Below are 25,331 nucleotides of genomic sequence, written 5' to 3'. Positions count from 1 at the left end.
TCAGGCCTCGGGCGGAACCTTCATGTCACGCGCGGCCTGCGTCTGGCGCGCGCGGAACGCCACCAGCTTCTTGTGCAGGCCCGCGTCGGTGCCCGCCAGCGTGGCGATCAGGTGCAGTGCGGCGTTGGCGGCGCCGGCCTCGCCGATGGCGAAGGTGGCGACCGGCACGCCCTTGGGCATCTGCACGATGGACAACAGCGAGTCTTCGCCGCGCAGGTACTTGGACGGCACCGGCACGCCGAACACCGGCACTTCGGTCAGGGCCGCCATCATGCCCGGCAGGTGCGCCGCGCCGCCGGCGCCGGCGATGATGCCGCGCAGGCCGCGCTCGAACGCCGCGGCGCCGTATTCGGCCATGTCCTGCGGCATGCGGTGCGCGGAGATCACGCGAGCTTCATAGGCCACGCCGAAGTCTTCCAGCATGGTGACGGCGTGCTTCATGACCTCCCAATCGCTGGAAGAACCCATAATCACGCCCACCACGGGGGTGGCGTCTGCCGCTGCGGAAGTCTTGGCTGTCATAACCGATGTCGAGTAGTTGGATGGCCGCGGCGAAACCGCGAAACCCGGTATTTTACCCGGCGTCGGCGGCACCCTTACGACGGATCGGCGGAACCCAGCCAGAGATAGCTGGTGGGGTTGTCCGGGCAAGGCCCGAAACCGCATTGCAGCGTGGTGCTGCCTAGGTTGCCCAGCACCATGATGAAAAACAGGGCCATGACCACCACGCCCAATGCCGAGACCGGCCGCTTGAGCACGTTGTCGCCCCATTTGCGGTCGGCCGACAGCATCACCACGCAGAAGACGATCAGCGCGGCAAAGGCGATGAACCCCCAGGTATAGAAATGCAGGCCCAGCAGCGTCGTGCCGTAGCCGGGGTCGCCCGGCGCGATGTGCAGCAGCACCTGGCGGCCCGAGGCCACCATGCCGCCCAGCGAGGCCGCGATCGTCATGGCGTAGTGCATGGGCGACGGCCCCAGCCGCAGGTTCAGCAGCAGCCCGACGCCGGCCAGCATCAGGGCCACCCGCTGCAGCAGGCAGAGCGGGCACGGCAGCTCGTCGTAGGCGAACTGCCAGGCGAACGCCAGGCCCAGGATGACGGTCACGCCCAGCAGGGCCAGGCCGTTGAGCACGCGCGAGCCGCGCGCGGGATGGCGGGTGAAGATCATGTCAGGGGAGCCTAGAGCGACAGCGCCAGCGGGCTGGTCATGTGGAACTGGCACCAGGCGGCGAACACCAGCAGGGTGATCAGCCAGAACGCCACGCAGGGACGGCGCTTGCCAAGCATGCCGAACCACACCGCGACCAATCCGGTCAGGAAAGGCAACATCATTGTCATGCGCAGCTCCCGTCTCTATGTCCGCGGCGAGTATAACGTAACAATAAGCAATAATTCTTACCGAAAAACAGGGATTTCCCTGATCGATCGGCCATCGCGGACAAAAAGAAACCCGCCCAGAAATCGGGCGGGTTGCGGGGTGACCAGGCGCGCGCGATCAGGCGATCAGGCGATCCAGCGCTTCGCGGTACTTGGCGGCGGTCTTTTCCAGCACGTCCTGGGGCAGGCGCGGGGCCGGCGGGGTCTTGTCCCAGGTCTGGGTTTCGAGCCAGTCGCGCACGAACTGCTTGTCGAACGACGGCGGGCTGATGCCCACGCGGTAGCCGTCGGCGGGCCAGAAGCGCGAGGAATCCGGGGTCAGCACTTCGTCCATCAGGTAGAGCGTGCCATCGTCGTCCAGGCCGAATTCGAACTTGGTGTCGGCGATGATGATGCCCTTGGTGGCGGCGAACTTGGCGGCTTCGGCGTACAGCTTGAGCGTGACGTCGCGGATGCGTTCGGCCATTTCCTGGCCGACTTCCTTGACCACGTGGGCGAAGTCGACGTTTTCGTCGTGCATGCCGAATTCGGCCTTGGCCGCAGGCGTGAAGATGGGCTCGGGCAACTGGCTGGCCTGTTGCAGGCCGGCGGGCAGCTTGATGCCGCAGATGGCGCCGGTGGCCTGGTAGTCTTTCCAGCCGGAACCGATCAGGTAGCCGCGGGCCACCGCTTCGACCAGGATGGGCTTCAAGCGCTTGACCACCACGGCGCGGCCGCGCACCTGGTCGACTTCGTCGGGCGCCACCACGTCTTCGGGCTTCACGCCGGTGGAGTGGTTCGGCAGGATGTGGGCCAGCTTCTGCAGCCAGAACTCGGTCAGCTCGGTCAGCACCTGCCCCTTGCCGGGGATGGGATCGTCGAGGATGACGTCGAACGCCGAGATGCGGTCCGAGGCGACGATCAGCAGCTTGTCGTCGCCCACGGCGTACATGTCGCGGACCTTACCGCGGCCCAGCAGCGGCAAGGACTTGATGCTGGATTGATGCAAAGCAGAAGTCACGGGAAAAATGGCCTATGGCAAAAATGAGGGCGCAAGAAAGCGCATAGGTTACTGCAAATAGGTCCGTCTTGCCGGGTCGCGGACCCCGGGTTAGTCTGGCTGCATTCCAAATGATGCGCCGGCCGCGAACTCGCGTCACGGCGCCCCCTTTTCACCTGGAGGAGACAAAGTCGTATGCAGGAAGCATCCTTAAAACGCGCGTCCCACGCCGACGCGCAGGTTCACCTGACCGGCGGTTGCCAGTGCGGCGCCGTGCGGTTCGCGGTGACGGACGAGCCCATCATGGCCGCCACCTGTCATTGCCGCGATTGCCAGTATTCCAGCGGCGGCGCGCCGGCCCACGCGCTGATCTTCCCGGCCGGCTCGGTCACTCTGCTGCGCGGCCAGCCGCGCGAACACCGCTACAAGAGCGATTCCGGCCACATCGTGATGCGCAGCTTCTGTCCGGACTGCGGCACGCCGCTGTTCGGCGGCTCGGACAGCACCACCTATGAAGTGGTGCGGGCCGGTTCGCTGGACGACCCCGAGGCCTTCCACACCCGCGTCAGCCTATGGACCGATTCGGCCCCGTCCTGGCACCACATGGACAAGTCGGTGCCGCACTTTCCCAAGAACGCGCCGTCGGCCTAGCGCGACGCGCAAGAAAAAGGCGGGCCCACCGGGGCCCGCCTTTTTTCGCCTGGTTCCGGCCGGTGGCCGCCCCGAAAGGCGCCCCACCCGGCCGGCCAGCGGCTTACTGCACCACTTGGGACAGCTTGCCCGAAGCGTACTGGGCGGCGATGTCGGTCAGCGGCAAGGCCTTGATCTTGCTGGCGTTGCCGGCGGTACCGAATTCGGTGTAGCGAGCCACACAGATCGCCTTGGCGGCGGCGCGGGCCGGCTTCAGGTATTCGCGCGGGTCGAACTTTTCGGGGTTCTCGGCAAAGAAGCGGCGGATCGCGCCAGTCATGGCCAGACGGATATCGGTGTCGATATTGATCTTGCGCACGCCGTACTTGATGGCTTCCTGGATTTCCTCGACGGGCACGCCGTAGGTTTCCTTCATGTTGCCGCCGAATTCACGGATCTCGGCCAGCAGTTCCTGCGGCACGCTGGAGCTGCCGTGCATCACCAGGTGGGTGTTGGGCAGGCGAGCGTGGATTTCCTTGATGCGGGCGATCGACAGGATGTCGCCGGTGGGCTTGCGCGTGAACTTGTAGGCGCCGTGGCTGGTGCCGATGGCGATCGCCAGGGCGTCCAGCTGGGTGCGGCGCACGAAGTCGGCGGCTTGTTCCGGGTCGGTCAGCAGCTGGTCCATGGTCAGCTTGCCGTCGGCGCCGTGGCCGTCTTCCTTGTCGCCTTCCATGGTTTCCAGCGAGCCCAGGCAGCCCAGTTCGCCTTCGACCGTGACGCCCAGCTTGTGGGCGATGTCCACGACCTTCTTGGTGACGTCGACGTTGTAATCGTAGTCGGCGATGGTCTTGCCGTCTTCTTTCAGGGAGCCGTCCATCATGACGCTGGAGAAGCCCAGGTCGATGGCGCCTTGGCAGACCTTGGGCGACTGGCCGTGATCCTGGTGCATGACCACGGGGATGTGCGGGTAGGACTCAACGGCGGCCTGGATCAGGTGCTTCAGGAAGCCTTCGCCGGCATATTTGCGGGCGCCGGCCGAAGCCTGCATGATCACCGGGCTGTCGGTCTCCGCCGCGGCTTCCATGATGGCCTGGACCTGTTCCAGGTTATTGACGTTGAAAGCCGGAATGCCGTAGCCGTGCTCGGCGGCGTGGTCGAGCAACTGGCGCATGGAGACTAGGGCCATGAGTGGTCCTCCTTAGGTACTGTGGATTGAAAGATGGTTGAAATCGAGCCGAATGGCGAGATTTTACGGGGGAATCGAAGAAAGGTCTTGAAACGGCCGGTATCCCTATCCACCAGGACTAAACCGGCCGTCTGACTGGGCCGCTTGCCAGCCCGTCCTAGGGCCGGCCCGCGTGCGGCACGTCCACCTGCGTCATCAGGATCCGCCCTTCGGGCCTGGCCCGGCGGTTGGCCTCGATGAAATCAGGCGCGGCCGCCATGAACAGCGTCTTACCGTCCGGGCCGCCCAGCGCCGCGGCGAAGATGCCGAATTCGCCGGTATCGATCTGTTCCAGGATCTTGCCGCCGCGCGCGACCCGCACGATGCGCTTGCCGATGGCGTCGGCCACCCAGAGGGCGCCCTCGGCATCCAGCGCGCCGCCGTCGGGCCCGATGGCCGAGGCCGCGATCAGCACCGACAGGTCGTTGGAATCGGGCAAGGCGCCGAAATGGGCCCAGTCGCGCCGCGGCCCCAGGGCGCCATGGGCCAGGATGTCGAATTCCGAGATGCGGTTGCCGAAGGTTTCGTTGACGATCAGGGTCTTGCCATCGGGCGTGATGAACGAGCCGTTGGGAAACCACAGCCCGTCGGCCACCACCTGGGCAACGCCGTCCGTGTCCACCCGCACCAGCGTGGTGGTGGCGAAAGGCTCGCCGGCCATCAGGTCAAAGCCGAAGTTGCCCACGTAGGCCCGGCCCTGGTCATCCACCACCAGATCGTTGATGGGCCCGCCGGTCAGGGCAGACAGGTCGGCATGCTGCGACAGCGTGCCGTCCGCCTCGCGGCGCAGGAGCTTGCGGTCTTTCATGGACGAGATCAGCAGGCGGCCGTCGGGCAGCCAGCCCAGGCCGGAGGGCTGCTGCAACACCCGACAGATCACCTCGACGCGACCTTGCAGGTCCACGGCGATCACCTGGCCGGTGTAGAAGTCCGACGCCCACAGGCGCCCGTCGTGCCAGCGCAGGCCTTCCAGGTAGGTGTACCCGGACGCCAGGACGGACAATTCGCGTTTCGGCATAGCTCTGTCTCCTATATAGGTATCGGACCTGGGCGGCCCCTTTTTCCCGGTTGCCCGCCGGCTGGCGGCGGACCCCGGGTGTTGCCATTCTGGCATGTCCGGCGGCCCGGGTTCGATTGTGCCGATCCGTCCCCAACCTGACAACTAACTGTCAGGTTCGCGGCGTTAACATCGCGCCCCAAGGGTTAACCCGTGCCGCTCCGGGCGCCCTCCGGCATATCCGTCATTGGACCGATTCGCCCCGCCCCGTGCCGGCGGGTAAGGCCACCGGCCGACCGATAGAGTCCCTGTTTTCCGTTTTTAGAAGATGAATACTAAGAAGCTGACGCGTTACATCGGCATCGCCATGGTGCTGGGCGTCGTGGTGGGCTATTTCTGCAACAAGTACGCGCAGAACGCGCAAGAGGCCAAGGAAATCGCCTCGTACTTCAGCCTGATCACGGACATCTTCCTGCGCATGATCAAGATGATCATCGCGCCCCTGGTGTTCGCCACGCTGGTGTCGGGCCTGGCCAGCATGAGCGACGCCAGCGCCGTGGGCCGCATCGGCCTGCGCGCCATGTTCTGGTTCATCGCCGCCTCGGCCATCTCGCTGCTGCTGGGCCTGGCGCTGGTCAACATCTTCCAGCCCGGCGCGCACCTGAACCTGGCGCTGCCGGACGCGGCCGCCACCGCCGGCCTGAAAACGGGCGACTTCACGCTCAAGGCCTTCATCGCCCACGTGTTCCCCAAGAGCATCGCCGAAGCCATGGCGAACAACGAGATCCTGCAGATCCTGGTGTTCTCGCTGTTCTTCGGCGCGGCGCTGTCGTTCATTCGCGGCAAGGGCCACAACACCATCTACAACATGATCGACGAGCTGGCCAAGATCATGTTCCGCGTGACCGACTACGTCATGCGCTTCGCGCCCCTGGGCGTGTTCGCCGCCATGGCCGCCGCCATCACCACCGAAGGCCTGGGCGTGCTGGTCAGCTACGGCAAGCTGATCGGCGAGTTCTACCTGGGCCTGGCGCTGCTGTGGGCCATCCTGTTTGCCGTGGGCTACCTGTTCCTGGGCAAGTCCACCTTCCGCCTGGGCGGGCTGATCAAGGAACCGACCCTGCTCGCCTTTTCCACCGCCAGCAGCGAATCGGCCTACCCCAAGACGATCGAGGCGCTGGAGCGTTTCGGCGTGTCCAAGCGCATTTCGGGCTTCGTGCTGCCGCTGGGCTATTCGTTCAACCTGGACGGCTCGATGATGTATCAGTCGTTCGCCGTGCTGTTCATCGCGCAGGCCTACAACATCGACATGAGCTTCTCACAGCAGCTCACCCTGCTGCTGGTGCTGATGGTGACCAGCAAGGGCATGGCCGGCGTGGCGCGCGCCTCGCTGGTGGTGGTGGCGGCCACGCTGCCGATGTTCCACCTGCCCGAAGCCGGCCTGCTGCTGATCATGGGCATCGACCAGTTCTTCGACATGGGCCGCACGGCCACCAACGTGGTCGGCAACAGCCTGGCCACCGCCGTCATCGCCAAGATGGAAGGCAACGAGGAAGACCTGGCGCCCAAGGCCGATGTCGGCCAGCCGCTGACGGACGCTTCCCAGCCGAGCCAGACCGCCACGCGCGATGCCTGACGCCGACGCGTTTCACTGACGCATCGCTGAAAGACAAAGAAGGCCCCGCAACCTGTTGCGGGGCTTTTTTTTGCCGCCGGTTGCGCCTTGACCGGGGCGCGCGACCGGCGCAACATAAAAGCCCCCTGGCCCCTTACGGGCGCCGCGCCTGGCCGCCGCGCCCATTGCATACGCCATGAAATTCCCACGCTTGCGCACCGCGCTTGCCGCGGCGGCGCTGATGGCCGCGCTGCCCAGCGCACATGCCTGGACCCGCATCTCGTGCGATCTGTCCGGCACCGTCGTCAACCTGCCCGTCACCATGCGCCAATACCGCACCGATGGCACCGAGCTATCGAAAGTGCTGTTCCAGTTGAAGGTCAAGGCGGCGGACATTCCCGAAGGCGCGCGCGCCGATACCGACTGCACCGAATTCGTCGGCCGGCAGGTCGATGTGGCGCTGGACAACGTCGAGGCGTCGGCGGTACGCCGGGGCAAGCCATTGACGCTGCGCTATCGCTACGACGAATCGCTGGGCGAGGCCCGCGCGACCCGCTACGAGCTCATGCCCTGAAGGCCCTGGCGGGGCGCCCTTGCGCCGCCGATGCAAAAACGCCCCGCTGGGCGGGGCGTTTCTGGTGCGGGATCAGTCGTTGACCGAACACGAGACGGGCGAACCGTCTTCGAATTCCACGTCGTAGGTGTGGACCGGGTCCCAGGGCAGCGTGAACCAGAGTTCATAGCCGTCGCCATCTTCGTCGAACAGCCACAGCGCGCGCAGCACGGCCTTTTCGGCCATGGCTTCGGCAGTTTCTTCGGCCAGCAGCTGGTCGTCTTCGATGCCCAGCTTCTTGTAGTGTTCGTACGAGTAGTTGTCGAGCAGGAACTCGGCAGCGGTCAGGACGTGGTCATCGAGGTTGTCGATGATGGCCTTGACCACTTTCGAGGCGCCGCTGTCGGGTTCTTCGCCGTCGGTCTGGATCATCACGTGGATAGGCGGGCGGCTGCCGCCCACGGGCACGTTTTCCGCGGCCCAGAGATCGGGTTCTTCGGGGTCTTGGGTGAAATTGAATCGTGCCATCGCGCGCTCCGGAAAAAGGGAAGACGGGCCCCGCAAGCCGGGGCCGCCTCGTCATCCGCCCATTTAACCAGATGCGCGCGACGCCCGCTTGCCCGGCAGCGATGTTTTTGCGCGCCGAGCCTTGCGCAGGCGCAAAAAAGACGCGTGCCCGGGCCGCGGGGCGATCGGGCTGAGATCAGGCGGCGATCAGGCGGCAACGAGGCCGCGCGGCTCGGCCGCCGGCATCGTCGGCCGGGACGCGGGGTAGTGGGCCGAAAACACCAGCCGGCCCGCGCTCCAGGCATGGCTGATGAGCGGCAGCGCGCCCACCTGCGCCACCGCCACGAGGTCGGCGCGCAGCCCCACCGCGATGCGGCCGCGGTCGGACAGCCCGCAGGCGTCGGCCGGATTCGCCGTCACCAGCGCCATGGCCTGCGGCAGCGTCAGATCGGTCTGCGCGGCCAACGCGAAGGCCGCGGCGATCAGCGTGGACGGCTGGTAGTCCGAGCACAGGCAACTGGCCACGCCCGCACGGATCGCATCGATGGCCCGCATCGAACCGCTCTGGCTCTTGCCGCGCAGCACGTTGGGCGCGCCCAGGATGGTAGGCAGGCCGCAAGACACCGCGGCGCGCGCCGTGTCCAGCGTGATCGGGAATTCGCTCATCGACACGCCCAGGTTGCGCATGGTGGCGATGCGGTGGATCGAATCGTCGTCGTGGCTGGCCGTGGGAATGCCCAGGCCGTGCGCATGCGCCAGCAGCGTTTCCACCCGCTGCACCGCACCGTCCTTGGAACGGGTCTTGGCGCGGGCGGCCTCCTCGGCCTGCTCGCGGCTCATCGCGTGGTTGCCGATCATGTATTGCAGGTACGACTCCAGCGTCTTGAACTGGCCTTGCCCCGGCGAATGGTCCATCACCGACAGCAGGTCCACCGCGCCCTCGTCCATCAGCGCCTGCAACACCGGCAGCGATGTGGCGTCGGTAACTTCGTAGCGGCAATGCACGCGGTTGTCGACCAGGCTGTGCGAGCGGAACGCACGCACGCTGCGCACCACCTGGGCCGCGGTTTCGTTGTTGCGCACGCCCGACTCGCTGTTGGCAAACGACAGTGCATGGTAGGGCGTGGTGATGCCCGCCGCGGCGTTGCGGCGGTCCACCTGGGCGACCGCGAAATCCAGCGGAAACAGCACTTTCGAGCGCGGCTCGGCTTCTTTCTCGATGGCATCGCAGTGCAGGTCGATCAGCCCCGGCACCAGCGTCTGGCCACGCAGGTCGATTTCCTGGTCGGCGCGGGCGCCGTCAGGGGCGATGGCCACGATCACGCCATCGTCGATCAGGACGGCGCTGTCTTCCAGCACGCGGTCCGGCAGCACGACGCGGGCGTGGGTCAGGTAGATGCTTTGCATGGGGTCACTCCAATTCGACGGCGGCCTGCGCAGGGCGCAAGGCCAGGACCTGGGTCGCCACGGCGTCGCGCACTTCGGCGTCGTGGAAGATGCCCAGCAGGCAGCGTCCGGCGGCGCGCGCTTCGCGGATCAGTTCGACCACCACGGCGCGGTTGTCGGCGTCCAGCGAGGCGGTCGGTTCGTCCAGCAGCAAGATGGGGTGCTGCGCAATGAAGCCGCGGGCGATGTTGACCCGCTGCTGCTCGCCGCCCGAGAACGTGGCCGGCGCCAGGCCCCACAGGCGGGCCGGCACGTTCAGGCGCCGCAGCATGGCACCGGCGCGGGCACGGGCTTCTTCGGCGTCGGTGCCGGCCATGCGCAGCGGCTCGGCCACCACGTCCAGCGCCGACACGCGCGGAATCACCCGCAGGAACTGGCTGACGTAGCCGATGACATCGCGCCGCAGCGCCAGGATGCGCTGTTCGGGCGCGCCGACCAGTTCCACCCAATCATTGCCGGCGCGCACGCGGATGCTGCCTTCGGTGGCCAGGTAGTTGCCATACAGGCAGCGCAGCAGCGTGCTCTTGCCGGTACCCGACGGGCCGGCCAGCACCAGGCAGTCGCCCGCGGCGGCGTCGAAGTCCACCGCGTCCAGCACCGGCAGGCGAATGCCGCCCTGGTTGTGCAGGGTGAACATCTTTCCGAGGCCCCGCACCTCGATCATGGGAGTCGCTACAGTCATGGTCAGCTCTGCAAAATGGAAGACACCAGCAACTGGGTGTAGGGATGCTGCGGGTCGTCGAGAATCTGGTCGGTCAGGCCGCTTTCCACGACCTCGCCGCCGCGCATGACCAGCGTGCGGTGCGCCAACAAGCGCGCCACCGCCAGGTCGTGGGTCACCACGATCGCGGCCAGGCCCAGGTCGGTCACCAGCTGGCGCAGCAGGTCCAGCAGGCGCGCCTGCACCGAGACGTCCAGCGAGGCGGTCGGCTCGTCCATGAAGACCAGGCGCGGATGAGTCACCAGGTTGCGGGCGATCTGCAGGCGCTGCTGCATGCCGCCCGAAAACGCGGCCGGCGCGTCGTCCAGGCGGCCGGCGTCGATCTCCATTTTCTCGAGCCAGCTGCCCGCGGCCTGGCGCAGGTCGCCGTAGTGGCGGTCGCCCACGGCCATCAGGCGTTCGGCGATGTTGGCGCCCGCGCTGACCTGCATGCGCAGGCCATCACGCGCGTTCTGGCGCACGAAGCCCCAGTCGGTGCGCGACAGCAGGCGCAGGCGCGCGCCTTGCAGCCCGGCCAGATCGGTGAAGCCCTGGTCGCGGGTGTCGTACCAGACGCTGCCCGAGTCCGGCGGGGTCTGGTACGACACGGCCGACAGCAAGGTGCTCTTGCCCGAACCGGACTCGCCCACCACGCACAGCACTTCGCCCGGGAACAGGTCGAAGCTGACGTTGCGGCAGCCGTGCACGCCGTCCCAGGTGCGCGTCATGTCGCGCACGGAAAGCAAAGGTTGGGCGTTCATGCGGTGGCCTCTTTCGGATGTTGCTGCGCCTGGCGGTCGTTGCAGTATTCGGTATCGGAGCAGACGAAGCGGCGCGTGCCGGCATCGTCCAGGATGATCTCGTCCAGGAAGCTGTCGCGCGAGCCGCACACGTCGCAGCATTCCGACCACTTCTCGACGGTGAAGGGATGGTCTTCGAAGTCCAGGCTCTTGACCCGCGTGTAGGGCGGCACGGCATAGACGCGCTTTTCGCGGCCCGCGCCGAACAGCATCAGCGCCGGGCTGTTGTCCAGCTTGGGGTTGTCGAACTTGGGGATCGGCGACGGCCGCATCATGTAGCGGTCGTTGACGATGACCGGGTAGTCATAGGTGGTGGCGATGTGGCCATGCTGCGCGATGTCTTCGTACAGCTTGACGTGCATGCCGCCGTATTCGGCCAGCGCGTGCATCGTGCGGGTTTCCGTTTCGCTCGGTTCCAGCCAGCGCAGCGGTTCGGGAATCGGCACCTGGAACACCATGATCTGCCCGGCCGCCAGCGGCGTTTCAGGGATGCGGTGGCGGGTCTGCACGATGCTGGCGGCGCGGGTGGATTCGGTGGTGGCCACGCCGGTCACCCGGCCGAAGAAACGGCGGATGTTGATGGCGTTGGTGGTGTCGTCCGAACCCTGGTCGATGACCTTGAGCACGTCGCCCTGGCCGATGATGGCCGCGGTGACCTGGATGCCGCCCGTGCCCCAGCCGTAAGGCAGCGGCATCTCGCGGCTGCCGAACGGCACCTGGTAGCCCGGAATGGCCACGGCCTTGAGCAGCGCGCGGCGCAGCATGCGCTTGGTGGATTCGTCCAGGTAAGCGAAGTTGTAGTGGTCGTCGCGCGCGACGGTGGCGGCGGAGGTGGGGGTGGCATTCATGGGGCAACGGCCTCGTCCAGCTGGCGGGTGGTGTCGGGGGCAAGCGCGGGATCGGATGCAGGGTCAGATGCCGAGCCCGGCGCGGCGCGCTCGGCGCGCATGCGCCGCAGCAGTTCCAGGTTGGCCTGGAAGTCGACGTAGTGCGGCAGCTTCAAGTGCTGCACGAAACCGGAGGCCTCGACGTTGTCGCTGTGATACAGCACGAACTCGTGGTCGTTGGCCGGGGAATCGGCGCGTTCGCCCAGGTCCTTGGCCTTCAGGGCGCGGTCCACCAGCGCCATCGACATGGTCTTGCGCTCGCCGTAGCCGAAGGTCAGGCCGTAGCCGCGGGTGAACTTGGGGCCTTCTTCGCCGTTGCCGGAAAACTGGCTGACCATCTGGCATTCGGTGATCTCGATTTCGCCCACGGTGACGGCGAACCCCAGTTCCTCGATGTGCATCTCGACTTCCAGGAAGCCATAGCGGATCTCGGCGGCAAAGGGGTGGGTATTGCCGTAGCCGCGCTGCGTGGAATAGCCCATCGACAGCAGGAAGCCTTCGTCGGCGCGCGCCAGGTTCTGCAGGCGCGCGGCGCGCGAGGCCGGGAAGTCCAGCGGCTGGCGGGTCAGGTCGAAGGGTTCCGGATCGCCGTCGGGAATGGCTTCGGCATCGATCAGGTCATCGTGCGCCAGCAGGTCGGTCACGCGCGGCATGGCGCTGTCCAGCGGCTCGTCGCCGGCCGGCAAGGCGTCTGCCTGGCGCTCGGCTTCCAACGAAAAATCCAGCAGGCGCTGGGTGTAGTCGTAGGTCGGGCCCAGGATCTGGCCGCCGGGCACGTCCTTGAAGGTGGACGAAATACGGCGTTGCAGGCGCATGCGGCCCGTGTCGATCGGCTGCGTATAGCCATAGCGCGACAGGGTGGTGCGATAGGCGCGCAACAGGAACACGGCTTCGATCACGTCGCCCGCGGCCTGCTTGAGCGCCAGCGCCGCCAGTTGCGGATCGTAGAGCGAGCCTTCGGCCATCACGCGCGACACCGCCAGCGGCATCTGTTCGCGGATCTGGTCCAGGCTGAGCTCGGGCACGGCGCGGTCGCCGCGCCGGTAGTCGTCCAGCATGCAATAGGAATTGAGGATGGCGCGTTCGCCCCCTTTGACGGCCACGTACATGTCAGTTCTCCACGCGCGTGCTGCGGGGCAGCGCGCACAATTGCCGCCCGTGCGTCAGGAAGACGTCGACGCCCAGCGGAAAACGTTGATGGTTCAGGCGCCATTGGCGCCAGAAACCGTCGGGCAACCCGGCGGCGCGCAGCGCCTGGCGGGTCTGGATGCCGGGGCCGCTCAGCGAGACCTCGGCACCCGATTCCAGCGATTCGACTTCGATCAGCAGCGTGGTCGACAGGTCGGGGTACGCCGGGTCGCCGGGATGGCAGGCCGACAGGGCCGGCGCTGCAAACCCCGCCGGCACGCACGCAAAGCGCGCCAGCGAGGGCGACGGCACGATCGGGCAGGCGCAATGAAAGCGCAGGAAGTCCAGCACGCCGCTATCGATGCCGTCCGGCAGCCACAGCGGCGTGTCGACGTCGACCAGCGTCAGGAGCAGCGCGGCCAAGGCGGGCGACAACCCGGTGGGCACACCGCTGGCGGCAGTCGTTTCGACGACGCGGCCGGGGTGCGCCATGGCGTCCAGTGCCGTGCGGAAGGTGGCCTGCGCGTCGTTCACCGGGTCCGCGAAGCCCGGCAGCAGTTTGCGGCTGGCGGCCGCCGCGCTCGTGATGTGTTGCTGCATGTCAGTCCTCGCCTCGCACCATCGTGAAGAATTCGACCTTGGTCTGTGCAGCCACGCGCGCCTGGCGCTCGACGCGTTCGGCGCGTTCGCGCGCCAGCGGCCCGATCAGCTGGGCCTGCACCGTGTCGTGCCAGTCGGGCAGTTGCAGCAGGGCGTCGGCCACGGCGGCCTGTTCGGCGTGGCGCAGCGAGCGCCCCTGCACGTAGGCAATGCCGACCACGCCGTTGTCCAGGCTGACGGCGCACCGCGTGACCGTCATTTCGCCCAGGTTGAAACGTCCGCCGGTGCCGCCGCTGCGGGCCCGCACCATGGCCATGCCGGTCTGCGCCGGGCGCAGCATCTGGTGGGACGGCAGGCCGCCCAGCGAGCCGAAAGCCCCGTCCAGCATGGACGGATCGGCCAACGCCAGCACCCGCATCCAGGCAGCCCGCTGCGCGTTGGCCTCGCCTTGCGCTGTGTGTCGATGATCCATTATTTCCTCTAAACGTCTAGACGACCGGATGGAGTATGATCGCGTTCACAACGAAGTTCAACAGCCTGGCGTGAATTTTTGATGACAGTTGCGGCGGGGACGCATCGCCTATCCCGCGCCCGCCGCTTGGTGCACAATCACAGCCATTCTTGATGAAGCTGATATGACAGCGCGAGCACATCCCATGGTTGAAAGAGGTTCCGGCATTGCCGTGTGGCGGCAGATTGGCGAGTCTTTGGCGGACGACATCCGCAACAAGCTCTACATGGCGGGCGAACAGCTGCCGTCCGAGCCCGAACTGGCCGCCAAGTTTTCCGTCAATCGCCATACCATCCGGCGCGCCATGGGCGAACTGGAACAAAGCGGCCTGGTCCGCATCGAGCAGGGCCGCGGCACCTTCGTGCAAGAGCACGCCATCGACTACGCGATCGGCAAGCGCACCCGCTTTTCCGAAAACCTGCGCAGCCAGGGCGTGCTGGGCCACCTGGAAACCCTGGGCAGCCAGACCCTGCGCGCGGCCGACGTGGCCAAGCACCTGGGCCTGGCGCGCACCGCGCCGCTGTTGCGCGTGCAATTGGTGGGCAAGGCCGAAAACCGTCCCATCAGCGCGTCCGAGCACTACTTCGACGAAAAGCGCTTTCCCGATTTCGCCGACCGCCTGACCGCCTTGAAGTCGGTGTCCAAGGTCTATGCCCACTACGGCATCGGCGACTACACCCGCAAGTGGTCGCGCATTACCGCCGCCCTGCCCTCGCCCGAAGTGGCGCGGTTGCTGGGCCAGCCCAAGACGCGCCCGATCCTGCAGGTCGAAGCCCTGAACATCGACCAGGCCGGCGCGCCGTTGCAATACAGCATCACCCGCTTCGTCGGCGACCTGGTGCAATTGATGGTGACCGACGAAACCTGAATTTCCCGCGGCCTTGGCCGCGGCAGTGCGATTCCACTCATCTAGACATCTGGTTGTAATGCAACACCGCTAACGTCCCAGTCATGAACCAAGCACACGCCCCCTCGCCCCTGGCCGGTGTCACAGGCCAACGTATCCTGACCCCTCGCGGCATCGAGCACGCCAGCCTGCGCTTTCACGCAGGACTGATCGACGACGGCGGCGGCACGGCCGTGCGCGGCGCGTCCTGGTTCGACGCCGGCAACCTGCTGGTGCTGCCGGGCATCGTCGACCTGCACGGCGACGCCTTCGAACGCGCCATCATGCCGCGGCCCAGCGTCACCTTTCCGTACGACGGCGCCCTGTTCGACGTCGACCGCCAGCTGCTGGCCAACGGCATCACCACCGAATTCCACGGCGTCACGCTGTCCTGGGAAGGCGGCCTGCGCGGCGAGGCCTACGCCGAACGCATGTTCGACGCGCTGGAACGCATGCGCCACATCATGGGCGCGCGCCACTACGTGCACCTGCGCTTCGAGACCCACCACGTCGGCGGCGTCGAGACCGCCCAGCAATGGATCCGCGACGGCCGCGTGCGCTTCGTGGCGCTGAACGACCACCTGCCCAGCATGGCCCGCCGCCTGGGCGACGATCGCAAGCTGCTGCAATACGCCGACCGCGCCGAGTGCGACCTGGACACCTTCCAGGCCCGCATCCGCCAGGCGATGGGCGCGGCCGATTCCGTGGCCGACGCCATGCGCGAACTGACCGCCTGCGCGCAGGCGGCCGGCCTGAAGGTCGCCTCGCACGACGACCCGGACGCCGCCACCCGCCGCTACTACCACCAGCTGGGCTGCGGCGTGGCCGAGTTCCCGCTGACCCGCGAAGCGGCCGGCGTGGCGCGCGACCTGGGCAATTCCGTGGTGTTCGGCGCCCCCAACGTGGTGCGCGGCGGCAGCCATACCAACGCCCCCAGCGCCACCGAGATGATCCGCGCGGGCCTGTGCGACATCCTCACGTCCGACTACTACTACCCCGCGCCGCTGGCCGCCGTGATGCGCCTGGCCCACGACGGCGTGCTGCCGCTGGAACAGGCCTGGAACCTGGTGTCGCTGAACCCGGCGCGCGCCGCCGGCTTGCAGGACCGCGGCCTGCTGGCCCCCGGCCTGATCGCCGACGCCATCGTGGTGGACGACCAGGTGCCTGGCCTGCCGCGCGTCTGCGCCGCGATCGTGGGCGGTGAATTGCGCTATGCCACCCGCGCCTTCGGCGACGACCACAGCCAGCGCATGGCCGCCTGATCATGCCGCTGGCTCACCGTTACGCCCTGTACCTGGCCCCCACCGGCCCCTGGCGCGACCTGGGCAGCCGCTGGCTGGGCCGCTGCGCCGACACCGGCGCGGCCCTGCCGCCGCTGCCCGGCCAACGCGACGCCGCGCCAGACTGGACCCGCGCGCCGCGCCACTATGGCCTGCACGCCACGCTCAAGCCGCCGTTCCGCCTGCGGACCGGCACCGCGCCCGAAGACGTCGATGCCGCGGCGCGCCGCCTGGTGCAGGACGGCAGCGCCTTCGCCATCGAACTGGAATGCGAACCGCTGCGCGGCTTCCTGGCCTGGCGCGTGGCGCCGCAAGATGCCGACGGCCATGCCCGCATCCACGCGCTGGCCGCGGCTGCCGTGCGCGGGCTGGACGAACTGCGCGCCCCGCCCACGGCCGACGAACTGGCCCGCCGCCAGCCGCACACCTTGCCGCCCGAGCAGCAGGCCATGCTGGCGCGCTGGGGCTACCCGTACGTGTTCGACACCTTCACCTTCCACATCACGCTGACCGGCAAGCTGGAAGGCGCCGCGCTAACCCAGGCGCAGGCCGCGATAGCCGCCTTTGCCGACCCGTTGCGCGGCCAGGCCATGCCGGTGCCGGGCGTCAGCGTCTATGTGCAGCCGCAAGCGGGCGCGGATTTCATCGCCGCACGCCACTACGGGTTCGACGGCACCCACACCGATGCCGCCGGCGCCGCCTGGCTGCAAGGGCCGGCCGCGACATGAACCCGCCCGCCCCCGCCAGCGGCGCCCGCCTGGTCTACCTGATGGGCGCCTCGGGCAGCGGCAAGGACACCTTGCTGCGGCTGATGCGCGCCCGCCTGCGGGGCGACGAACCCGTGCTGGTGGCACACCGCTACATCACGCGCGACAGCGGCGCCACCGAAGACGCGCTGCGCCTGACCGTCGAGGAATTCGCCCGCCGCGCCGCGCTGGGCTGCTTTGCGCTGCGCTGGGCCAGCCATGGCCTTTTCTACGGCATCGGCATCGAGGTCGATACCTGGCTGGACTGCGGCGCGGCCGTCATCATCAACGGCTCGCGCGCGCATCTGGCCGACGCGTACCAGCGCTATCCGGCGCTGACCGCGGTCGAGATCACCGTCGACCCCACCCGGCTCGCGCAGCGGCTGGCCGAACGCGGCCGTGAAACACCCGAACAGATTGCGTCGCGCCTGGCGCGCGCGGCGCAGGACTTCGGCGTGCCCGAGGGCTGCCGCCTGCTGCGGGTGGGCAACAACGGCGCGCCGGAAGCCGCGGCGGCCGAACTACTGGATATCGCCCGGGACCGGCTGGCCGCCTGAGGCGGGCGCGCACAGTTCCAGCAGTATCTCGGAAAACCGGTCTTCCGCCGCCAGCGCCTGCTCGCGACGCCGCCGGATCAGGTTGATCGGCGGCAGTTCCCAACCGAAATCCCACGGCACCATGCCCAGCTTGCCGCGCTGGCAGATCTCGCGCGCGATGTCTTCGGGCACCACCGACATCAGCGCATCGTTGGCGCTCAGCATGCCTTCGATGACGTCGGTGGAATAGGCTTCCAGCACCGGCGTCGGCGACCGCAGGCCGGCGCGGATGAAATGCTCGACGATCAGCTGGCGCGTCGGCGTGTTGGCGGCCGGCAGCACCCAATCCATCTCGGCCAGCCCCGCCCAATCCGGCTTGCGGCGGGCCAGGCGCTGCGCCAGCCGGCTGTGCGCGATCAGGCGCGGCCGTTGGCGATACAGCACGCGGTGGCTCAGGTCGTCCAGCGCCACGGTCGACGTGGCGCGGCTGATGATGCAGTCCAGCTCGTGCCGCCGCAGCATCGGCACCAGGTGGTCGGTGGTGGCGCGATGCAGCGTCAGCGTCACGCCATGGCGCTGGTGCAGCCGGCTGATCGCCGCCGTCAGCAGCGCGCTCGACACATACGGCACCACGCCCACGTGCAGGTGGGCGGCGCGGCCATCGTGCAGCGCGGCGACTTCGCGCGCCCACACGTCCAGATCGTTCTGCAGGTGGCGGGCGCGCACCAGCGCCAGCTCGCCCAGGGGCGTGGCTTGCAGGCCACGGCCCGTGCGCAGGAACAGCGGCGCGCCGAAGATCTCTTCCAGTTCGGCCAGCGCCTTGGTCGCCGCGGGCTGGCTGATGCCCGTGGCCGCCGCCACGCGCGTCAGCGTGCCGTGCCGGGCAATGTTGGCCAACAGCACCAGGTGGCGCTGCTTCAGGCGGTTGGCAAGGCGAGAGGGGTCCCAGATCACGGCGCAGCCCTATAACCAATTGGTTATTCAATTATGCCAACAAAGCCTTTATCAGTTATTTCGTGATCCTATACTGGGCCCGTTCACCGCCGCCTGCCGACCCGATCGCCCATGTCCACCCCCGCCTTCACCACCCGACCTGAAATCCGCGGCACCTTCGGTGTCGTCTCGTCCACGCACTGGCTGGCCTCGCAAGTGGCCATGAGCGTGCTGGAACGCGGGGGCAACGCCTTTGACGCGGCGGTGGCGGGCGGCTTCACGCTGCAGATCGTGGAGCCTCACTTGAACGGCCCGGGTGGCGAAGTGCCGATCCTGTTCTGGAGCGAAACCGAAGGCCGCATGCGGGCGCTGTGCGGCCAGGGGCCGGCACCCGCGCTGGCCACCCCCGGCTACTTTCGCCGCCTGGGCGTGGACCTGGTGCCCGGCATCGGCCTGCTGCCTGCCACGGTGCCCGGTGCGTTCGGCGCCTGGCTGACCCTGCTGCGCGACTACGGCACCTGGGAACTGGCCGACGTGCTGCGCCCGGCCATCGACTACGCCCGCAACGGCTTTCCGCTGGTGCCGCGCATCTCGCAGGCCATTCTGGCGGTGCAGGCCCTGTTCCGCGACGAATGGACCTCTTCGGCTGCCGTGTGGCTGCCTGGCGGCCGCGTGCCCGCGCCCGATGCGCTGATGCGCACGCCGGCCATCGCCGCTACCTACACCCGCATCCTGGACGAGGCGCATGCCGCGTCGACCGACCGCCGCGGCCGCATCGATGCCGCGCTGGACGTCTGGTACCGCGGCTTCGTGGCCGACGAGATCGACCACTACTACACCCACGAGGCAGTGCGCGACACCACCGGCCAGCGCAACCGCGGCCTGCTGCGCAAGGCCGACCTGGCCGACTGGCGCGCCCGCTACGACGAGCCGGCCACGGTCCAGTATGGCCGCTACACCGTGGCCAAGTGCGGGATCTGGTCGCAAGGCCCGGCGCATTTGCAGCAACTGGCGCTGCTGCGCCACCTGGACCTGGGCACCGACCCGTGCTCGCCGCAATTCGTGCACCACGTGGCCGAGGCCGCCAAGCTGGCCTTTGCCGACCGCGCCGTCTGGTATGGCGACCCCGACTTCGTCGACGTGCCGCTGGCCGACCTGCTCAGCGACGAATACGCCCGAACGCGCGCCGCCACGATCGGCCCGCGCGCCAGCGACACACTGCGCCCCGGCAGCCCCGGCGGCCGCGCGCCGCGCCTGCCCGACCTGGGCGCGGCCGTGCGCACGCTGGCCGCGTCCGACACCCGCTTCGGCGTGGGTGAGCCGACGTTTGCCGCGCTGCCGCCCGTGGCCGAATGGGCCGAGCGCGAGATTTTCGTGGGCGACACCTGCCAGATCGACGTCATCGACCGCGACGGCAACATGGTGGCCGCGACGCCTTCGGGCGGCTGGCTGTCGTCCAGCCCGGTGGTGCCCGGGCTGGGCTTTCCTCTGACCACGCGGCTGCAGATGACCTGGCTGGACGAAGGCGTGCCCGGCCAGCTGCAACCGGGCAAGCGTCCCAACACCACGCTGTCGCCCGGCCTGGTGCTGCGCGACGGCCAGCCCTACATGGCGTTCGGCACGCCGGGCGGCGACCAGCAGGACCAATGGACCGTGGCGTTCTTCCTGCGCCACGCGCTGGGCATGAATCTGCAGGAAGCCATCGAGGCGCCGTCCTGGCACATCGATCACTTTCCAGGTTCGTTCTGGCCGCGCGCACTGACGCTGAACCGATTGACGGTCGAAGCGCGTTTGCCGGAGCACACCGTGCAGGCCTTGCGCGACGCGGGCCACGAGGTGCGCGTGGGGCCGGACTGGTCCGAAGGCCGCATCAGCGCCTGCACCCGCGAACCCGCCGCCGGCGGCGGCCTGCTGCTGCGCGCGGGCGCCAATCCGCGCGGCATGCAGGGCTATGCCGTCGGCCGCTAGTGCCTGCCCGTACTGATTGCCTTTGTTGACTGCCTGTATCGACTGCCCGTATCGACCGCCTTTACTGACTGACCATATTTCCATCCAGCCGGCGCCCAGACCGGCCACATTGCAAGGGGTAAACACCATGAAGCTCATCCAACGACTGCTGCGCGCCTGCACCCTGGGCGTCGCCCTGGCCGGCCCGGCCCTGGCGCATGCCGCCTGGCCCGAAAAGCCCATCACCCTGATCGTGCCGTGGGCCGCCGGCGGATCCACCGACATCCTGGCCCGCGTGCTGTCCGAAGGGCTGACGCAATCGCTGGGCCAACCGGTCATCGTCGAGAACCGCTCGGGCGCATCGGGCAACATCGGCACCACCTACGTGGCCCGCGCCAAGCCCGACGGCTACACGCTGCTGGTCGGTTCGATGAGCACGCACACGATGAACCAGGCGCTGTATTCCAGCATGCCGTTCGACGGGGTCAAGGACTTCACGCCCATCGCCGAACTGGCGCTGGTGACCAACACCATGGTGGTGCACCCGTCGGTGCCGGCGTCCAACCTGAAGGAATTCATCGCCTACGCCAAGGCCAACCCCGGTACCGTCGCCTATGCGTCGGCCGGCCAGGGGTCGACCAACCATCTCAGCGCCGCGCTCTTCGAGAAGGCCGCGGGCGTGAAGATGATGCACATCCCCTACCGCGGCGGCGCGCCCGCCGTGATGGACACCGTGGCCGGACGCACGCAGGTGCTGTTCAGCGCCGGCACGCAGACCTTGCCGCACGTGCAGACCGGCAAGCTCAAGCTGCTGGCCGTGACCGAAGAGCAGCGCTCGCCGCTGCTGCCCGACGTGCCCACGGTGGCCGAAACGCTGCCCGGCTATGAACTGTCGGTGTGGTACGGCGCCTTCGGCCCGGCCGGCATGCCGCCGGAGCTGACCGCCCGCCTGAACCAGGAAATCAACCGCATCCTGAAGCGGCCCGACGTCATCAAGAAAATGGCCGACATGGGCGTGCTGTTGATGGACACCACGCCGGAACAGTTTTCCAAGGTGCTGGCGCGCGATGCCGACAAGTACGGCAAGCTCATCAAGGAACTGGGGATCACCGCCGAATGAGCACGCTTTTGGACACCGCCGGCGCTCTCGACCGCCTGGCGCAGGCCTACGCCGACGCATCGGCGCAAGCGGCTTTCGCCGCCATCGACGCCCATGCGCATGACGTGCTCGGCCATACGCTGTGCACCATCAACCGCCACGATGCGGCCCAGATGCGCGTGGTGCGCCTGTACAGCTCGAACCCGGCGGCCTACCCGCCTGGCGGCAGCAAGGACAAGCGCGGCACCGCCTGGGGCAATCACGTGCTGCTCGAATGCAAGCTGTTCGTTGGCGAAGGCGAAGCCGCCATCCGCGAATTCTTCAACGACCACGATGCCATCCGCGAGCTGGGCTTGCAGTCGGTGATCAACGTGCCGGTGGTGCATGACGGCGCCTGCCTGGGCACCGTCAACTTCCTGATGCCGCGCGCCGCACTGTCCGCGGCGGACATCGCCGCCGCGCGGCTGGCGGGCCTCTTGGCGCTGCCCGCTTTCCTGACGCTGGCGCCGGACTGACGCCCGCGCCGGGCCGGGGTTGCAACCCCGGCCAAGCCTAGATCAGCGCGCGGCGGATACGCGAGGACGCCATGTCGATCACCACCACGAACGCGACGATGATGATCATCACCGCGCAGGTCTCGGCATAGCGGAAGCTGCGGATGATTTCCCACAGCACGGTGCCGATGCCGCCCGCGCCCACGATGCCCACCACCGAGGCCGAGCGCACGTTCGACTCGAAGCGGTACAGCGAATACGAGATCCACAGCGGCAGCACCTGCGGGATCACGCCGTAGACGATTTCCTCCAGCGCATTGGCACCGGTGGCGCGCACGCCTTCGACGGGCCGCGGGTCGATGGCCTCGACCGCCTCGGAAAACAGCTTGGCCAGCACGCCGGTGGTATGCACCCACAGCGCCAGCACCCCGGCGAACGGGCCCAGGCCGACCGCCACGATGAACAGCATGGCGAACACCATTTCATTGATGGCGCGGCAGGCATCCATCAGGCGCCGCATCGGCTGGTAGACCCAGGCCGGCACCATGTTCGACGAGCACAGCAGGCCCAGCGGCACCGCCAGCACGATCGCCAGGAACGTGCCCCACACGGCGATCTGCACCGTCACGACCATCTCGTCCAGGTACATGCGCCAATCGCGGAAATTGGGCGGGAAGAAGTCGGCGGCGAACTGCGCCATGTTGCCGGAGTCCCGCAGCAGGTCCAGCGGCCGCATGTCGGCGCCACGCCAGGACATCACCAGCAACGCCAGCACGATGGCCCAGACGAGCAGGACCGGCAGCGACGAGCGCGGCGCGGCGGAATTACGGGAAGTGGGCACGGCCAGGGTCATATCGATTCCAGGTAGAAAGTGCGATGCGCGCGCGCCGGCGCCTGCCATCAGGCGCCGGCGCGCGCGGCATCGTTACTGCTTGGCCGTGGCCGGTTGGCCCAGGCTGGCCAGCTTGCGGTCCAGTTCGGCCAGCTGCTTCTGCTTTTCGGCCTGGCTGATGGTGGCGTCGCCTTCGACCTTGGCTTTTTCGCGGGCCAGTTCGATCTGGCGGATCGGCACCAGTTGCTGGTTGTCCGACGCGCGGAAGCCCTGGTAGGTCAGCGCCTTCAGGTTGGCCAGTTCACGCTCGGCGTCCTTGCCCTTGCCGTAGTTCACGAAGAAGTCGCGGATCTTGGTCTTCATGTCGGCCGGCAGGTCGGTGCGCATGACCAGCGGATCGGCCGGGATCAGCGGCGACTTCCACAGGATGCGCACGCTGTCGTTGGCGTCCTTGCCGGTGTTCAGGCGATAGCGCTCCAGCGCCTCGGTGTTGTTCACGGCCACGTCCACCTGCTTGTTGATGACCGACAACAGGTTGGCTTCGTGGTTGCTCGAACGCACCGTCTTGAAGAAGGTCTTGGGTTCGATCTTGTTGGCGGCCCACAGGTAGTAGCCGGGCACGGCGGTGCCGGACGTCGAGTTGGGATCGCCCGCGCCGTAGCTGAGCTGGCCGCGGCGCTTGAGCACGTCGTCCAGCGTCTTCAGGTCGCTGTCCTTGTTGACGATCAGCAGCGACCAGTAGCCCGGGTTGCCGTCCTTGTCGATCACCGAGGCGAACACTTCGCCGTTGGCGCGGTCCACGGCCTCGATGGCGGCCTTGTTGCCGTACCAGGCGACCTGCACCTTGTTGAAGCGCATGCCTTCGATGATGCCGGCGTAGTCGGACGCGAAGAAGGGCTTGACCGGCACGCCGATGGCGCGGCTCAGGTCGTCGATGACCGGCTGCCAGACCGACTTCAGGTTGGTCGACGATTCGGTCGAGATGATGCCGAAGTTCAGCGGCTTGGCGTCCTGGGCGTGGGCTTGCGTGGACAGGGCGGCAGCGGCGATCAGGGCACAAAAGGTTCTGCGTAGCATTGGAAAGCTCCGGGTAGGAAAGCGGGGGGTCAAGCGGCGTAGGCCTGTTGGGAAAGCGGCGCCAGGCCGGGCAGCGGCGTGACCGGCGGCGAGTATTCGGGAAGCAGCTCGCTCAGTTCCGAGCCGTACAGGTCGCGCAGCATGGCGGGCGTGAGGTCGGCCGACGGGCCGTCATAGACCACCTTGCCGTGGCGCAGCGCCACCACCCGCGGGCAGTAGCGCAGGGCCACGTCGACCTGGTGCAGCGACACCACCACGGCCACCTTGCGGGTGCGGTTGATCTGCGCCAGCGTGTCCATCACGCGGCGCGACGATTCCGGGTCGAGCGAGGCAATCGGTTCGTCGGCCAGGATCACGCGGGCGTTCTGCACCAGCGTGCGGGCGATGGCCGCGCGCTGCTGCTGGCCGCCGGACAGCGTCGAGGCACGTTGAAATGCATAGTCGTCTATACCAACCTGGGCAAGTGCGTCGAGCCCTTGGCGGACTTCGGCGCGCAGGAACACGCGGATCAGGCTGCGCCACATCGGCACGCGCGGCAGCATGCCGGTCAGCACGTTGGTGATCACCGGCAGGCGGCCCACCAGGTTGAATTGCTGGAACACGAAACCGATGCTGGCGCGGGCGGCGCGCACGTTGCGCGACAGGCGGCCGTTGCGCTGGATCAGCTGGCCGTTGACGGTCACGCTGCCCTGCCCGGCATCGCCGGCCACGAAGCCGGCCAGATGGCGCAGCAGGGTGGATTTGCCCGAGCCCGAGGCGCCCAGCAGCGCCACCATTTCACCGTCGGCCACGCGCAGGCTGACGTTGTCCAGCGCCAGCGCGCCAGGATGGAAGGATTTGCTCAGGCCTTGCACTTCGATGGCGGTTGTCATCGTCGAATCCCCTTGGGTAGTTCATGGGCGCATTCTGTTTTCGCGGCATGACAGCGCGATGACCTGACGATCGAATCATTTGGCGGAAAATGGGGGCATGGCAACCGACTGAAAGACATCCGTCATATAAGGCCGCGCCGCTGTCGCAAGCCGCGGGTATATTCAAGGAATCCCCCCTTCCGCCAGGCGCTCATCATGATCAAAGGTTCCTGCCTCTGCGGCCGCGTTGCCTACGACATCAGCGGCCCGCTCACCGACGCCCTCAATTGCCATTGCGCCATGTGCCGCAAATCGCACGGCGCGGCATTCCGCAGCCGAGCCACCGTCCAGGCCAGGGACTTCGCCTGGACCAAGGGGGAAAACCACGTGACCTGGTACTGCTCGTCGCCGGGCAACTACCGCGGCTTCTGCGAGGCCTGCGGCACGCCGCTGCTCAGCCGCTTCGACCAGACCCCGGACATCTACGGCCTGCCGCTGGGCGCGCTGGACGACGATCCGGGCGTCAAGCCCGGCGCGCATTGCCACGTGGCCAGCAAGGCGCCGTGGTTCGACATCACCGACACCCTGCCCCAATACCCCGAGGCCTACGAGAGCGCCGACGCCGAGCTGCCGCACGCGGTGACCTGAATATTCAACCTAGGGGTTGAATTTCTGGTGCAAAGCCGGGTAT

The 25,331-nt window shown here is 67.7% G+C and carries 29 protein-coding genes; 11 read left to right on the top strand and 18 right to left on the bottom strand.

Annotation, left to right across the window (positions count from 1 at the left end):
- The 4 genes from purE to U858_RS0111965 all read right to left on the bottom strand — a co-directional run bounded on the left by purE (position 1) and on the right by U858_RS0111965 (position 2,378).
- Positions 1-522, bottom strand: a complete 522-nt coding sequence (gene purE, locus U858_RS0111980; protein ID WP_025137396.1) for a 5-(carboxyamino)imidazole ribonucleotide mutase — start codon at positions 520-522, stop codon at positions 1-3.
- Positions 523-596: 74 nt separating this feature from the next.
- Positions 597-1,169 (bottom strand): disulfide bond formation protein B, encoded by a 573-nt coding sequence (locus U858_RS0111975; RefSeq protein ID WP_025137395.1) that lies wholly within the window; start codon positions 1,167-1,169, stop codon positions 597-599.
- 11 nt (positions 1,170-1,180) lie between these two features.
- On the bottom strand, positions 1,181-1,339 hold the full coding sequence (locus tag U858_RS35905) for a DUF5993 family protein (RefSeq protein ID WP_025137394.1): 159 nt from the start codon (positions 1,337-1,339) through the stop codon (positions 1,181-1,183).
- Positions 1,340-1,496: 157 nt separating this feature from the next.
- Positions 1,497-2,378, bottom strand: a complete 882-nt coding sequence (locus tag U858_RS0111965; protein WP_025137393.1) for a phosphoribosylaminoimidazolesuccinocarboxamide synthase — start codon at positions 2,376-2,378, stop codon at positions 1,497-1,499.
- A 174-nt stretch (positions 2,379-2,552) separates the two neighbouring features.
- Between U858_RS0111965 and U858_RS0111960 the strand changes: the two genes are divergently transcribed.
- The gene (locus tag U858_RS0111960) at positions 2,553-3,008 is read left to right on the top strand and encodes a GFA family protein (RefSeq protein WP_025137392.1); all 456 of its coding nucleotides are present in this window, start codon (positions 2,553-2,555) and stop codon (positions 3,006-3,008) included.
- 103 nt (positions 3,009-3,111) lie between these two features.
- Here the strand turns inward: U858_RS0111960 and fba are convergent, their stop codons facing one another.
- On the bottom strand, positions 3,112-4,176 hold the full coding sequence (gene fba / locus U858_RS0111955) for a class II fructose-bisphosphate aldolase (protein ID WP_025137391.1): 1,065 nt from the start codon (positions 4,174-4,176) through the stop codon (positions 3,112-3,114).
- Between the two features lie 157 nt (positions 4,177-4,333).
- Positions 4,334-5,233, bottom strand: a complete 900-nt coding sequence (locus U858_RS0111950; protein ID WP_025137390.1) for an SMP-30/gluconolactonase/LRE family protein — start codon at positions 5,231-5,233, stop codon at positions 4,334-4,336.
- A gap of 307 nt (positions 5,234-5,540) precedes the next feature.
- Here U858_RS0111950 and U858_RS0111945 point away from each other — a divergent pair, with 307 nt between their 5' ends.
- Positions 5,541-6,848, top strand: a complete 1,308-nt coding sequence (locus U858_RS0111945; RefSeq protein WP_025137389.1) for a dicarboxylate/amino acid:cation symporter — start codon at positions 5,541-5,543, stop codon at positions 6,846-6,848.
- Between the two features lie 175 nt (positions 6,849-7,023).
- Complete coding sequence (locus U858_RS0111940; RefSeq protein ID WP_025137388.1) at positions 7,024-7,401, top strand: hypothetical protein; 378 nt, start codon at positions 7,024-7,026, stop codon at positions 7,399-7,401.
- A gap of 72 nt (positions 7,402-7,473) precedes the next feature.
- On the opposite strand, the gene U858_RS0111935 is transcribed toward U858_RS0111940, so the two are convergent.
- From U858_RS0111935 to phnG, 8 genes are all read right to left on the bottom strand, one after another.
- Positions 7,474-7,908 carry a hypothetical protein gene (locus tag U858_RS0111935; RefSeq protein WP_025137387.1) on the bottom strand — a complete coding sequence of 145 codons (435 nt, stop codon included), beginning with the start codon at positions 7,906-7,908 and terminating at the stop codon, positions 7,474-7,476.
- Positions 7,909-8,094: 186 nt separating this feature from the next.
- Positions 8,095-9,294 carry an alpha-D-ribose 1-methylphosphonate 5-triphosphate diphosphatase gene (locus tag U858_RS0111930; RefSeq protein WP_025137386.1) on the bottom strand — a complete coding sequence of 400 codons (1,200 nt, stop codon included), beginning with the start codon at positions 9,292-9,294 and terminating at the stop codon, positions 8,095-8,097.
- A 4-nt stretch (positions 9,295-9,298) separates the two neighbouring features.
- Entirely contained in the window at positions 9,299-10,015 is a 717-nt protein-coding gene (gene phnL / locus U858_RS0111925) for a phosphonate C-P lyase system protein PhnL (RefSeq protein ID WP_025137385.1), read from the bottom strand.
- Positions 10,016-10,017: 2 nt separating this feature from the next.
- Positions 10,018-10,794, bottom strand: a complete 777-nt coding sequence (gene phnK, locus U858_RS0111920) for a phosphonate C-P lyase system protein PhnK (protein WP_025137384.1) — start codon at positions 10,792-10,794, stop codon at positions 10,018-10,020.
- Positions 10,791-11,681, bottom strand: coding sequence for an alpha-D-ribose 1-methylphosphonate 5-phosphate C-P-lyase PhnJ (locus U858_RS0111915; RefSeq protein ID WP_025137383.1), 891 nt, complete (start codon positions 11,679-11,681; stop codon positions 10,791-10,793). The genes phnK and U858_RS0111915 overlap by 4 nt, the downstream gene beginning before the upstream one ends.
- A complete protein-coding gene (locus U858_RS0111910) occupies positions 11,678-12,829 on the bottom strand; it encodes a carbon-phosphorus lyase complex subunit PhnI (RefSeq protein ID WP_025137382.1) in 1,152 nt (383 codons plus the stop codon). The genes U858_RS0111915 and U858_RS0111910 overlap by 4 nt, the downstream gene beginning before the upstream one ends.
- A gap of 1 nt (position 12,830) precedes the next feature.
- Positions 12,831-13,448, bottom strand: coding sequence for a phosphonate C-P lyase system protein PhnH (gene phnH, locus U858_RS0111905; protein ID WP_025137381.1), 618 nt, complete (start codon positions 13,446-13,448; stop codon positions 12,831-12,833).
- Position 13,449: 1 nt separating this feature from the next.
- A complete protein-coding gene (gene phnG, locus U858_RS0111900; RefSeq protein ID WP_025137380.1) occupies positions 13,450-13,920 on the bottom strand; it encodes a phosphonate C-P lyase system protein PhnG in 471 nt (156 codons plus the stop codon).
- 184 nt (positions 13,921-14,104) lie between these two features.
- On the opposite strand from phnG, the gene phnF reads away from it, so the two are divergent.
- From phnF to phnN, 4 genes are all read left to right on the top strand, one after another.
- On the top strand, positions 14,105-14,827 hold the full coding sequence (gene phnF, locus U858_RS0111895) for a phosphonate metabolism transcriptional regulator PhnF (RefSeq protein WP_025137379.1): 723 nt from the start codon (positions 14,105-14,107) through the stop codon (positions 14,825-14,827).
- A gap of 83 nt (positions 14,828-14,910) precedes the next feature.
- On the top strand, positions 14,911-16,107 hold the full coding sequence (locus U858_RS0111890; RefSeq protein ID WP_025137378.1) for an alpha-D-ribose 1-methylphosphonate 5-triphosphate diphosphatase: 1,197 nt from the start codon (positions 14,911-14,913) through the stop codon (positions 16,105-16,107).
- Between the two features lie 2 nt (positions 16,108-16,109).
- Positions 16,110-16,853 carry a DUF1045 domain-containing protein gene (locus U858_RS0111885; RefSeq protein ID WP_025137377.1) on the top strand — a complete coding sequence of 248 codons (744 nt, stop codon included), beginning with the start codon at positions 16,110-16,112 and terminating at the stop codon, positions 16,851-16,853.
- The gene (gene phnN, locus U858_RS0111880; protein WP_025137376.1) at positions 16,850-17,428 is read left to right on the top strand and encodes a phosphonate metabolism protein/1,5-bisphosphokinase (PRPP-forming) PhnN; all 579 of its coding nucleotides are present in this window, start codon (positions 16,850-16,852) and stop codon (positions 17,426-17,428) included. The genes U858_RS0111885 and phnN overlap by 4 nt, the downstream gene beginning before the upstream one ends.
- On the opposite strand, the gene U858_RS0111875 is transcribed toward phnN, so the two are convergent.
- Positions 17,393-18,361 (bottom strand): LysR family transcriptional regulator, encoded by a 969-nt coding sequence (locus U858_RS0111875; RefSeq protein ID WP_025137375.1) that lies wholly within the window; start codon positions 18,359-18,361, stop codon positions 17,393-17,395. The genes phnN and U858_RS0111875 overlap by 36 nt on opposite strands.
- A gap of 111 nt (positions 18,362-18,472) precedes the next feature.
- Between U858_RS0111875 and U858_RS0111870 the strand changes: the two genes are divergently transcribed.
- The 3 genes from U858_RS0111870 to U858_RS0111860 all read left to right on the top strand — a co-directional run bounded on the left by U858_RS0111870 (position 18,473) and on the right by U858_RS0111860 (position 21,901).
- Positions 18,473-20,308, top strand: coding sequence for a gamma-glutamyltransferase family protein (locus U858_RS0111870; protein WP_025137374.1), 1,836 nt, complete (start codon positions 18,473-18,475; stop codon positions 20,306-20,308).
- A 127-nt stretch (positions 20,309-20,435) separates the two neighbouring features.
- Positions 20,436-21,407: a tripartite tricarboxylate transporter substrate binding protein gene (locus U858_RS0111865; RefSeq protein ID WP_025137373.1), complete on the top strand. Its 972-nt coding sequence runs from the start codon at positions 20,436-20,438 to the stop codon at positions 21,405-21,407.
- Entirely contained in the window at positions 21,404-21,901 is a 498-nt protein-coding gene (locus U858_RS0111860; RefSeq protein ID WP_025137372.1) for a hypothetical protein, read from the top strand. The genes U858_RS0111865 and U858_RS0111860 overlap by 4 nt, the downstream gene beginning before the upstream one ends.
- A 37-nt stretch (positions 21,902-21,938) precedes the next feature.
- On the opposite strand, the gene phnE is transcribed toward U858_RS0111860, so the two are convergent.
- From phnE to phnC, 3 genes are all read right to left on the bottom strand, one after another.
- On the bottom strand, positions 21,939-22,733 hold the full coding sequence (gene phnE, locus U858_RS0111855) for a phosphonate ABC transporter, permease protein PhnE (protein WP_025137371.1): 795 nt from the start codon (positions 22,731-22,733) through the stop codon (positions 21,939-21,941).
- A 72-nt stretch (positions 22,734-22,805) separates the two neighbouring features.
- Positions 22,806-23,789 carry a phosphonate ABC transporter substrate-binding protein gene (gene phnD / locus U858_RS0111850; protein WP_025137370.1) on the bottom strand — a complete coding sequence of 328 codons (984 nt, stop codon included), beginning with the start codon at positions 23,787-23,789 and terminating at the stop codon, positions 22,806-22,808.
- A gap of 29 nt (positions 23,790-23,818) precedes the next feature.
- The gene (phnC, locus tag U858_RS0111845; RefSeq protein ID WP_025137369.1) at positions 23,819-24,661 is read right to left on the bottom strand and encodes a phosphonate ABC transporter ATP-binding protein; all 843 of its coding nucleotides are present in this window, start codon (positions 24,659-24,661) and stop codon (positions 23,819-23,821) included.
- 195 nt (positions 24,662-24,856) lie between these two features.
- Here phnC and U858_RS0111840 point away from each other — a divergent pair, with 195 nt between their 5' ends.
- On the top strand, positions 24,857-25,288 hold the full coding sequence (locus U858_RS0111840; protein ID WP_025137368.1) for a GFA family protein: 432 nt from the start codon (positions 24,857-24,859) through the stop codon (positions 25,286-25,288).
- Positions 25,289-25,331: the final 43 nt, after the last annotated feature.

Source organism: Achromobacter sp. DH1f (assembly GCF_000633435.1).
Lineage (GTDB): Bacteria > Pseudomonadota > Gammaproteobacteria > Burkholderiales > Burkholderiaceae_B > Achromobacter > Achromobacter deleyi.
Note: the sequence above shows the minus strand (reverse complement) of the source record. Positions and strands in the feature narration are given on the sequence as shown.